Genomic DNA, 9742 nt, shown 5'->3' with positions numbered 1-9742 from the left:
CCAGCGTCGCGACCAGCGCGAGCAGTACCACCGCCGCCAACGCGAGCCACCAGGACGTGTCCATAGCGTAGAAGGTACCGGCGCGCATGTGCCCCCGCCCGCCCTGCGCGGACCCCAGGCGCCCCAAGGTCCATCCGAACCGGTGACACCACAGGTGAGTTCGCCCACAACAGCCCCTGGCGGAGGAGCGACCGGCCCTTTTGCGCCTTACGCTCGATGGACCGCACGACCCCCGTTCCCGTATCTGCAACCGAGTACCTGCACCCCGCATCTACTCTCTCTGCACGTCCTGCCAGCGCGGAGGTTCCAGCTCTTATGAAGCTCACCGTCGTCGGCTGCTCGGGGTCGTTCCCGTCCGCGGAATCGGCCTGCTCGAGCTACCTCGTAGAGGCCGACGACTTCCGGCTGCTTCTCGACATGGGCAACGGTGCCCTGGGCGAGCTGCAGCGCCACTGCGGTCTCTACGACCTCGACGCGATCTTCCTCAGTCATCTGCACGCCGACCACTGCATCGACATGTGCGCGTACTTCGTGGCGCGCTACTACCGCCACGACGGCGGCCGCTGCGACCCGATCCCCGTCTACGGACCCGAGGGAACGGAGCACCGCCTGACCACGGCCTACGCCGACACGCCGTCCGCGTCCTCGATGAGCGAGGTCTTCGACTTCCACACCGTCAAGCCGGGCACGTTCGAGGTCGGCCCGTTCACCGTGCACACGGAGCGGGTGAGCCACCCCGTCGAGGCGTACGGCATCCGGGTGGAGCACGGCGGAAGTTCACTGACGTACTCCGGGGACAGCGGGGTGACCGGGACGCTGGACGAACTCGCCCGCGACACGGACCTGTTCCTGTGCGAGGCCGCGTTCACCCACGGCAAGGAGAGCATCCCCGGCCTCCACCTCAACGGCCTCGAGGCCGGCCAGACCGCCGCCCGCGCCGGCGCCCGCCGCCTCGTCCTCACCCACATCCCCCCGTGGACGGACGCCCAGACCAACCTGACGGACGCCAGCTCGGCGTACACCGGTCCGGTGGAGCTGGCGGCGCCGGGGGCTGTGTACGAGATCTGACGCCGTCCGCGCACACGAAGGCCCCCGGAACCAGGCGGTTCCGGGGGCCTTCGTTCGTATGGATGGACGGCTCACGCCTTCGTGAGGTCCTCGATCTCCTCCTCGGGCTCACGGCCCGGGGTGGCGAGGTTGAACTTGACGATCGCGAAGCGGAAGACGAAGTAGTAGACCGCCGCGAAGACCAGGCCGATGGGGATGATCAGCCATGGCTTGGTCGCCAGGTTCCAGTTGAGCGCGTAGTCGATGGCTCCCGCGGAGAAGGTGAAGCCCGCGTGGACCCCGAGCGCCCAGGTGATCGCCATGGACAGCGCGGTCAGGATCGCGTGGATCGCGTAGAGCACCGGCGCGATGAACATGAACGAGAACTCGATCGGCTCGGTCACACCGGTCACGAAGGAGGTCAGCGCGAGCGAGACCATCATGCCCAGCACGGCCTTGCGGCGCTCGGGACGGGCGCAGTGCGCGATGGCGAGCGCGGCGGCCGGGAGGCCGAACATCATGATCGGGAAGAAGCCCGACATGAACTGGCCGGCGGTCGGGTCACCGGCGAAGAACCGGTTGAGATCGCCGTGGACGACCTGGCCGGCCGAGTTCTTGAAGTCGCCGATCTGGAACCAGGAGACGGTGTTCACGAACTGGTGCATACCGACCGGGATCAGTGCACGGTTGATGAGACCGAACAGGCCCGCTCCGACGGCGCCCAGACCCGTGATCCACTCGCCGAAGTTCGAGATTCCCTCGCCGATCGGCTTCCAGACCAGACCGAAGAAGACACCCATCGCGGTACCGACGAAGGCCATGACGATCGGCACCAGGCGGCGGCCGTTGAAGAAGCCGAGCCAGTCCACCAGTTGCTTGCGGTGGTAGCGCTTCCACAGCACGGCGGCCAGCAGGCCCATCACGATGCCGCCGAGGACGCCGGGGTTGTTGTAGGTCGCGGCTATGTCCGCGCCCTTCTGGATCTTCGCCTCGGTGACCGGGAACGCCTTCAGCACGTTGCTGTAGACCAGGAAGCCGACCAGCGCGGCGAGGGCCGTGGAGCCGTCCGCCTTCTTGGCGAAGCCGATCGCGACACCGATGCAGAACAGCATCGGGAGGTTGTCGAAGATCGCGCCACCGGCCGTGGCGAACACTGCCGTGACCTTGTCGGGCAGGTTCAGCTTGTCGTGCACGTCCTGCTGGCCGAGCCGGAGCAGGATGCCCGCCGCCGGCAGCACGGCGATCGGCAGCTGCAGGCTGCGGCCGACTTTCTGCAGGCCCTGGAACAGGCCGGATCCCCGCTTCTTTGCGGGTGCCGCCGATGCGGTGGCGGTGCTCATAGTTCCTCCATGTGCTGGCACTGCCGAGGGACGGGAAGGGCGAAACAGGGGTGGGCAGCACCGCGTGGTCTACACCACTCAGTGGTGTAGACCTGTTTCTAGCACGGTGAAGGCTGGATAAGGAACCCTCGAATTTTGTGGCCTCGGCCATAACGGGAACAACTGGTTCCGGTCATGACGAAGGGCCCCCGGACCGGCTGGTCCGGGGGCCCTTCGTGGAGCGGTCCAGGCCGAGGAGGCCTGCGACTTCATGCGGAGCTTGCAGAGGTCTACGCCTTGGTCGTGTCCTCCACGTCCTCCTCGGGCTCCCGCCCCGGGGTCTTCAGGTCGAACTTCGTGATCGCGAACCGGAAGATCGCGTAGTACACCGCGGCGAAGCCCAGCCCGATCGGCACGATCGCCCACGGTCTGGTCGCCAGGTTCCAGTTGATGATGTAGTCGATCAGACCGGCGGAGAAACTGAAGCCGTCGTGCACCCCGAGCCCCCATGTCACCGCCATCGAAACGCCGGTGAGCACCGCGTGCACAGCGAAGAGCAGCGGCGCGATGAACAGGAACGAGTACTCGATCGGCTCGGTGATGCCCGTGACGAACGACGTCAGGGCGACCGAGAGCATGAGGCCGCCGATCTCCTTGCGGCGATGCGGCTTCGCGCAGTGCGTCATCGCCAGCGCTGCCGCCGGCAGCGCGAACATCATGATCGGGAAGAAGCCCGTGAGGAACTGCCCCGCGTTCGGGTCGCCCGCCAGGAACATGTTGATGTCACCGTGCACGACCTGCCCGTCCGGCTTGGTGTAACTGCCGAACTGGAACCAGATGGGCACGTTCAGGAACTGGTGCAGACCGATCACCAGCAGCGCCCGGTTGGCCAGGCCGAACACACCCGCACCCCACGCCCCCAGCCCCACCAGCCAGTCACTGAAGTTCTCCAGTGCCGTACCGATCGGCGGCCAGACCCACACGCACAGCGAGGCGAACGCGGCGGCCACGAACGCCATGATGATCGGCACCAGGCGCCGCCCGTTGAAGAAGCCGAGCCAGTCCACCAGCTTCGTCCGGTGGTAGCGCTTCCAGAAGTACGCCGACAGCAGTCCGATGACGATCCCGCCGAAAACCCCTGGGTTCTGGTAGGTGAACTCCACGACGGAGTTGTCCTCCAGCTGGCAGCCCAGCTTGATCTTGAGGCTCCCGCCCGGACAGGTCTCCGGGAACGCGCGCAGCACGTTGTAGTAGACGAGAAAGCCCACGACCGCCGCGAGCGCCGTGGAGCCGTCCGCCTTCTTCGCCATGCCGATGGCCACGCCGACACAGAACAGCATCGGCAGCCCGAGCTGACCGTCCAGCAGCGCGCCGCCCGCCGCCCCCATCACCTTGGACAGGTTGTCCCAGCCCAGCCCGTCGGCGCCGAACACATCCGGCTGACCCAGCCGGTTGAGGATGCCGGCGGCGGGCAGCACGGCGATCGGCAGCTGCAGGCTGCGGCCCATCTTCTGCAGCCCCTGGAAAACCTTGTTCCAGCGGGCGCGCGCTGGTGAGACGGCGCTGACGGCACTCATGGGCGTCCTCCGGGCCAGGCCGGTTTGGCGACTGCCCGCTGACTGGTGTAGACCAGTTGACGACGCGTCGCTCTGTCGTGAACGCCATCCTTCGGCACCTACGACATGACCGCTCGCGAAGATGGGCCAACTGTGGGTTACTGCGACAAAGCGGTTCTGATCAGGGAGTAGGACATGGCCACCAAGGCTGAGAAGATCGTCGCCGGGCTCGGCGGCATCGACAACATCGAAGAGGTCGAAGGCTGCATCACCCGGCTCCGCACCGAGGTCGCCAACCCGGACCTGGTGGACGAAGCCGCCCTGAAGGCCGCCGGCGCGCACGGAGTCGTCCGGATGGGAACCGCCATCCAGGTCGTCATCGGCACGGACGCCGACCCCATCGCGGGCGAGATCGAAGACATGATGTGAGCGACGGGACCCACTGAAGCCGGCCCGGCCCCCCGCGAGCCGCACACCGCTTCAGAACTCCGGCTCACCCGTGAGGGGCTGTTTCCGCCACCGGCGGGCAGCCCCTCACGCCTGTGCGGATAGGCTCGACGCCATGTCTCGAATCGACGGCCGCACCCCCGAACAGCTGCGCCCCATCACCATCCAGCGTGGCTGGAGCAAGCATGCCGAGGGCTCCGTCCTCGTCTCCTTCGGCGACACCAAGGTCTTCTGCACGGCCTCCGTCACCGAAGGCGTCCCGCGCTGGCGCAAGGGCAGCGGCGAGGGCTGGGTCACCGCCGAATACTCCATGCTGCCCCGCGCCACCAACACCCGCGGCGACCGCGAATCGGTCCGCGGCAAGATCGGCGGCCGCACCCACGAGATCAGCCGCCTCATCGGCCGCTCGCTGCGCGCCGTCATCGACTACAAGGCGCTCGGCGAGAACACCATCGTCCTCGACTGCGACGTCCTCCAGGCCGACGGCGGCACCCGTACCGCGGCCATCACCGGCGCGTACGTCGCCCTGGCCGACGCCGTCACCTGGGCCCAGGGCAAGAAGCTGATCAGGGCCGGCCGCAAGCCGCTCATCGGCACCGTCTCGGCGGTCTCCGTCGGCATCGTCGGCGGCGTCCCCCTTCTCGACCTCTGCTACGAGGAGGACGTCAGGGCCGACACCGACATGAACGTCGTGTGCACCGGTGACGGCCGCTTCGTCGAGGTCCAGGGCACCGCCGAGGCCGAGCCCTTCGACCGCAAGGAACTCAACGCGCTGCTGGACCTGGCCGTCGCGGGCTGCGACGAACTCGCCGCCATCCAGCGCGCGGTACTTGAGTCGACCGGTGAGGCAACCGCGGGTTAAGCCTTCGCGTTCTTATGGGTACGGGCGTACGGTCCAGCCGTGCGCCCGCCGGCCCCTTCGGGCGGATCGGGCCGACCGCGCAGCGGGCCGGTGCGGTCCGCCGACGCGGCCGCACCACATCATGCCCACGGGGAGGGACCGTTCCATGGCCGCGCGCCACCGCAATCGCCGCCGTACCGCCGCACTCGCCGTCGTCGCCGCACTCGTCGCCCTGCCGGCGGCCGTCGGCTGCGACGCGGTCAGCAAGGCGCTCGACTGCGTGCAGACCGCCGACTCGATCGCCGACAGCGTCACCGCGCTCCAGCAGGCCGTCGAGAACGCGGCGGACGACCCGACGCAGACCGACGCGTCCCTCAATTCCATAGAGAACAACCTCGCCAAGATAGGCGACAAGACCGACAACGCCGACGTCAACAAGGCGGTCGACGACCTCAACAAGGCCGTCGACAACGTTCGTACGGCCGTGAAGAACGGCGACAGCACCCCCGACATCAGCCCCGTCACGGCCGCGGCGGGCGAACTGACGAAGGTGTGCACGCCGTAACGGGTGCGGGGTGGACCGGGCGGGGCCCGGCTCGGGACCGGACGGAGGGGCCGACCTGGGACCGGGCGGGGCCGGACTCGGGACCTGGCAGGGAGCCCGACTCGGGACCGGACCGGACTGAGGGCCTTGGCCGGAGGCCCGACGCGGGACGGGACAGGGGCCGGACGGAAGGACCTTGGCCAGGGCCGGACTCGGGACGGGACAGGGGCCGGACCCGGGCCCGGACTCGGAGATACTGGCGACCATGACCCGCCTGATCCTCGCCACCCGCAACGCCGGAAAGCTCACCGAGTTGACGGCGATCCTCGCCGACGCAGGGCTCGCCCATGAACTCGTCGGCGCGGACGCCTACCCCGACATCCCCGACGTCAAGGAAACCGGCGTCACCTTCGCCGAGAACGCCCTGCTGAAGGCCCACGCGCTGGCGCAGGCCACCGGCCTGCCCGCCGTCGCCGACGACTCGGGCCTGTGCGTCGACGTCCTGAACGGCGCGCCCGGCATCTTCTCCGCCCGCTGGGCCGGCCGCCACGGCGACGACCGGGCCAACCTGGACCTGCTCCTCGCCCAGCTCTCCGACATCGACGCCCCGCACCGGGGCGCCCACTTCGCCTGCGCGGCGGCCCTCGCCCTGCCGGACGGTACGGAACGCGTCGTCGAGGGCCAACTGCGCGGCACCCTCCGCCACACCCCCACCGGGACGAACGGCTTCGGCTACGACCCGATCCTCCAGCCCGACGGCGACACGCGTACCTGCGCGGAACTCACCCCCACGGAAAAGAACGCGATCAGCCACCGGGGGAAGGCGTTCCGGGCGCTGGCACCGGTGGTGCGGGAGTTGTTGGGCTGAGGGGTGCGCACCACTTACCGACAAGGTCCGGCTTGCGGAAGTCGCAAGCCGGACCTTGCAAGTGAAGGTGAGTGCGGCCTGAGGGATTCGAACCCTCACGGGATTTCTCCCATCGCGCCCTAAACGCGAGGCGTCTGCCGTTCCGCCAAGGCCGCTGGCCTGCCCGTCGTCGAGCGTGGCGGGCGGGTGCAAGTGTACGGCGATCCGTGGCTGTCCGGCGAGCGGCAGTCTTTCCTTCTGTCGGCACCACGTATCTGCCGGCGGGTGGCAGTTCGGGCACAGGTACCGCAAGTTTCCCGGCGGTTGCCGTGCCGGTCTCCGTTGATGTGGTCGAGTCGATCTGCAGGGTGATGCGGCGCCCCCGCCATTCACCAGTGTTGCCGCAACTCGCGCATGCGTACAGCACTCCGACTTCCGCCAGGGCTCTGTGCAGTTGGGTCCTGCTGGTTCGACCGGCGTGCTCGGGCAGGGCGACGAGCACGCGGTGAGCGGTCGGCGCGGGGGCCGATCTCTCCGGCTCTGCTGTGTTCCGCATGCCCATGTCCCCTGTCTCGACTGCACGTTCGCAGCCCCGTACGGAGTGGCGAAGGGGTTATCGGATGGTCACGTCCGCCTCTTGGTAACCTGTTGATCAGCAGTCAGGCCTTCCGGGCTCGGACCTCTGTCCGCGCGGGAGGCTTTTTTCATGTCTGCGACCAAGTTCGAGAGAGAAATTCTGCCCGGCGACGTCACCGTCCGTCGGGTGACCGATGGCGACCGGCCGGCAGTGGAGCGGCTCTGGCTGCTGTTCCGGCACGATCTGTCCGAGTTCGGTGGTCAACTGCCCCGACCGGACGGGACGTTCCGCGACGAGCGGCTCCATGCGGCCTTCACCGACCCCGACGACTGGTCCCCGTATCTCTTCACGGCCGGTCGGCATCCGGTCGGGTTCGCGTTCGTGCGGGCCCTGGCCGGTCCCACGCGGGTACTGAACAGCTTCTTCGTCGTGCGTGGGGTCCGGCGGACCGGTATCGGACTGCGGGCCGCCTGCGAGGTCGTCGCCCGGCATCCGGGGCCCTGGACGGTCGCCTTTCAGGACAGCAACCCGGGCGCCGTGCGTTTCTGGCGTCGGGTCGCCTCCGAGATCGCCGGTGACGCGTGGACGGAGGAGCGCAGGCCCGTCCACGGGCGGCCGGACCTGGCTCCTGACGTGTGGATCTCGTTCTGACGCGGGTGCTGCGGCCACGGCTGCGGCGGGCGGGTCAGTGGCCCGACGTCGCCTTCAAGCCCACCACCGACACCAGGAGCAGGCAGACGAAGAAGATGCGGGCGGCTGTTGCCGGTTCGCCGAGGATGGTCATGCCGAGGATCGCCGCGCCGGCCGCGCCGATGCCGACCCAGACGCCGTAGGCGGTGCCGATGGGGAGTGACTTGGCGGCGTACGACAGCAGGATCATGCTCGTGACGATGCCCGCGCCCGTGAGCACGCTCGGGACCAGGCGTGTGAAGCCCTCGGTGTACTTCATTCCGATCGACCAGCCCACTTCGAGCAGACCGGCGAGGATCAGTAGAACCCAGGCCATGGGGGCACCTCCGGGAGACAACGGCTTGACGGGGGTGCGTCGTCTTTGCGGTGCCCGGTACGGCGCGTCTCGTCGGGGGTCCTTCCACCGTAGCAAAAGAATGGCAAAGGGGCCGGTGACCATGGTCACCGGCCCCTTCGGGTGGCGTATGCCCTACAAATACAGGCCGGTGGAGTCCTCGGACCCCTCGAAGCGATCCGCGGCCACGGCGTGCAGATCCCGCTCGCGCATCAGCACGTAGGCGATCCCGCGCACCTCGACCTCGGCACGGTCCTCGGGGTCGTACAGGACCCGGTCTCCCGGCTCCACCGTACGGACGTTCTGCCCGACCGCGACGACGTCGGCCCAGGCGAGGCGACGGCCGACGGCCGCCGTCGCGGGGATCAGGATGCCGCCGCCGGAGCGCCGCTCGCCCTCGGCGGCGTCCTGCCGTACCAGCACACGGTCGTGCAGCATCCGGATGGGCAGCTTGTCGTCATGGGTGCTGTGCGTTTCACGATTGGCGCTCACGCCCCGAACCTACCTGTCCCGGCCTGTTTCGTACGCGGGCGGGTCAGCGCTTGCGGCGCCGCGTGCCCACCACGAGCAGTCCGACGAGTCCGACCGCGACCAGAGCCACCGGCACGATGCGCTCCAGCCGGGGCGCGCCCTCCTCGGTGACGAACTGCCCCTTCACATCGCCGACGACGCGGTTGACGCCGACGTAGGCACGTCCGAGTGTGTGATCGATGTTGGAGGCGACCTTCGCCTTGGCGTCTCCGACGATGGTCTTCGGGTGCACCCGTACGCCGATCTCGTCGAGCGTGTCGGCGAGTGTTGTGCGGCGGTGCTTGATGTCCGCCTCGATCTGCGCCGGAGTCCTGGTATCCGGCGTTCTCGACGTATCCGACACCGCGCTGCCTCCGTGGTCGTGTAGTGACTCCCTGATTCGGACAGTCTGTCAGTTCGGACCGGACCGCACCCCTCGGGACCCCCCATTACGCTCGTTCCGTATCCATTCCATCCACCCCGGCCACGTGAGGTTCAGATGAGCGAGCGACTCCAGCCCGGCGACACCGCCCCCGCCTTCACCCTGCCCGACGCCGACGGCAACGAGGTCTCCCTCGCCGACCACAAGGGCCGCAAGGTCATCGTCTACTTCTACCCGGCCGCCCTCACTCCCGGCTGCACGAAGCAGGCCTGCGACTTCACGGACAACCTCGACCTGCTGGCGGGCGCCGGTTACGACGTCATCGGCGTCTCCCCGGACAAGCCCGAGAAGCTCGCCAAGTTCCGTGAGAAGGAGTCCCTGAAGGTCACCCTGGTCGGCGACCCCGACAAGACGGTCCTGGAGGCGTACGGGGCGTTCGGCGAGAAGAAGCTGTACGGCAAGACGGTCGTCGGTGTCATCCGCTCCACGGTGGTCGTGGACGAGGAGGGCAAGGTCGAGCGGGCGCTGTACAACGTGAAGGCGACCGGGCACGTGGCGAAGATCATCAAGGACCTGGGGATCTGACCGCCGGAACGGCCTCCGGTCCGGCTGTCGGTACGGCGGTCGGATCGGCCTCTGGTCCGGCCG

General features: G+C 68.4%; 12 protein-coding genes, 1 tRNA gene and 1 riboswitch. Of the genes, 7 read left to right on the top strand and 6 right to left on the bottom strand.

Going from position 1 to position 9742, the window contains the following annotated elements:
- Positions 1 to 315: 315 nt before the first annotated feature.
- Positions 316 to 1068, top strand: coding sequence for an MBL fold metallo-hydrolase (locus N4G66_RS10115; RefSeq protein ID WP_261703665.1), 753 nt, complete (start codon positions 316 to 318; stop codon positions 1066 to 1068).
- 71 nt (positions 1069 to 1139) lie between these two features.
- On the opposite strand, the gene N4G66_RS10110 is transcribed toward N4G66_RS10115, so the two are convergent.
- Both N4G66_RS10110 and N4G66_RS10105 read right to left on the bottom strand, forming a co-directional pair.
- Complete coding sequence (locus N4G66_RS10110; protein ID WP_261703664.1) at positions 1140 to 2387, bottom strand: PTS transporter subunit EIIC; 1248 nt, start codon at positions 2385 to 2387, stop codon at positions 1140 to 1142.
- 269 nt (positions 2388 to 2656) lie between these two features.
- Positions 2657 to 3943: a PTS transporter subunit EIIC gene (locus N4G66_RS10105; RefSeq protein WP_261703663.1), complete on the bottom strand. Its 1287-nt coding sequence runs from the start codon at positions 3941 to 3943 to the stop codon at positions 2657 to 2659.
- A 174-nt stretch (positions 3944 to 4117) separates the two neighbouring features.
- Between N4G66_RS10105 and N4G66_RS10100 the strand changes: the two genes are divergently transcribed.
- From N4G66_RS10100 to rdgB, 4 genes are all read left to right on the top strand, one after another.
- Complete coding sequence (locus N4G66_RS10100; RefSeq protein WP_261703662.1) at positions 4118 to 4351, top strand: PTS glucose/sucrose transporter subunit IIB; 234 nt, start codon at positions 4118 to 4120, stop codon at positions 4349 to 4351.
- Between the two features lie 133 nt (positions 4352 to 4484).
- The gene (rph, locus tag N4G66_RS10095) at positions 4485 to 5231 is read left to right on the top strand and encodes a ribonuclease PH (protein ID WP_261703661.1); all 747 of its coding nucleotides are present in this window, start codon (positions 4485 to 4487) and stop codon (positions 5229 to 5231) included.
- A gap of 145 nt (positions 5232 to 5376) precedes the next feature.
- Positions 5377 to 5775, top strand: a complete 399-nt coding sequence (locus N4G66_RS10090; RefSeq protein ID WP_261703660.1) for a hypothetical protein — start codon at positions 5377 to 5379, stop codon at positions 5773 to 5775.
- A 244-nt stretch (positions 5776 to 6019) separates the two neighbouring features.
- Positions 6020 to 6622 (top strand): RdgB/HAM1 family non-canonical purine NTP pyrophosphatase, encoded by a 603-nt coding sequence (gene rdgB / locus N4G66_RS10085; protein WP_261703659.1) that lies wholly within the window; start codon positions 6020 to 6022, stop codon positions 6620 to 6622.
- A gap of 72 nt (positions 6623 to 6694) precedes the next feature.
- Here the strand turns inward: rdgB and N4G66_RS10080 are convergent.
- Positions 6695 to 6777, bottom strand: a tRNA-Leu gene (locus N4G66_RS10080).
- A gap of 530 nt (positions 6778 to 7307) precedes the next feature.
- Here N4G66_RS10080 and N4G66_RS10070 point away from each other — a divergent pair.
- Entirely contained in the window at positions 7308 to 7829 is a 522-nt protein-coding gene (locus tag N4G66_RS10070; protein ID WP_391858785.1) for a GNAT family N-acetyltransferase, read from the top strand.
- Positions 7830 to 7863: 34 nt separating this feature from the next.
- On the opposite strand, the gene sugE is transcribed toward N4G66_RS10070, so the two are convergent.
- From sugE to N4G66_RS10055, 3 genes are all read right to left on the bottom strand, one after another.
- The gene (gene sugE / locus N4G66_RS10065; RefSeq protein ID WP_261703658.1) at positions 7864 to 8184 is read right to left on the bottom strand and encodes a quaternary ammonium compound efflux SMR transporter SugE; all 321 of its coding nucleotides are present in this window, start codon (positions 8182 to 8184) and stop codon (positions 7864 to 7866) included.
- Positions 8185 to 8217: 33 nt separating this feature from the next.
- Positions 8218 to 8288, bottom strand: a riboswitch (guanidine-III (ykkC-III) riboswitch).
- A gap of 49 nt (positions 8289 to 8337) precedes the next feature.
- Positions 8338 to 8640, bottom strand: coding sequence for a GroES family chaperonin (locus N4G66_RS10060; RefSeq protein WP_103554526.1), 303 nt, complete (start codon positions 8638 to 8640; stop codon positions 8338 to 8340).
- A gap of 97 nt (positions 8641 to 8737) precedes the next feature.
- A complete protein-coding gene (locus N4G66_RS10055) occupies positions 8738 to 9076 on the bottom strand; it encodes a DUF3618 domain-containing protein (RefSeq protein ID WP_261703657.1) in 339 nt (112 codons plus the stop codon).
- 135 nt (positions 9077 to 9211) lie between these two features.
- Here N4G66_RS10055 and bcp point away from each other — a divergent pair, with 135 nt between their 5' ends.
- Entirely contained in the window at positions 9212 to 9679 is a 468-nt protein-coding gene (bcp, locus tag N4G66_RS10050; protein WP_037619171.1) for a thioredoxin-dependent thiol peroxidase, read from the top strand.
- Positions 9680 to 9742: the final 63 nt, after the last annotated feature.

Source organism: Streptomyces rhizosphaerihabitans (assembly GCF_025399795.1).
GTDB classification, from domain to species: domain Bacteria; phylum Actinomycetota; class Actinomycetes; order Streptomycetales; family Streptomycetaceae; genus Streptomyces; species Streptomyces rhizosphaerihabitans.
Note: the sequence above shows the minus strand (reverse complement) of the source record. Positions and strands in the feature narration are given on the sequence as shown.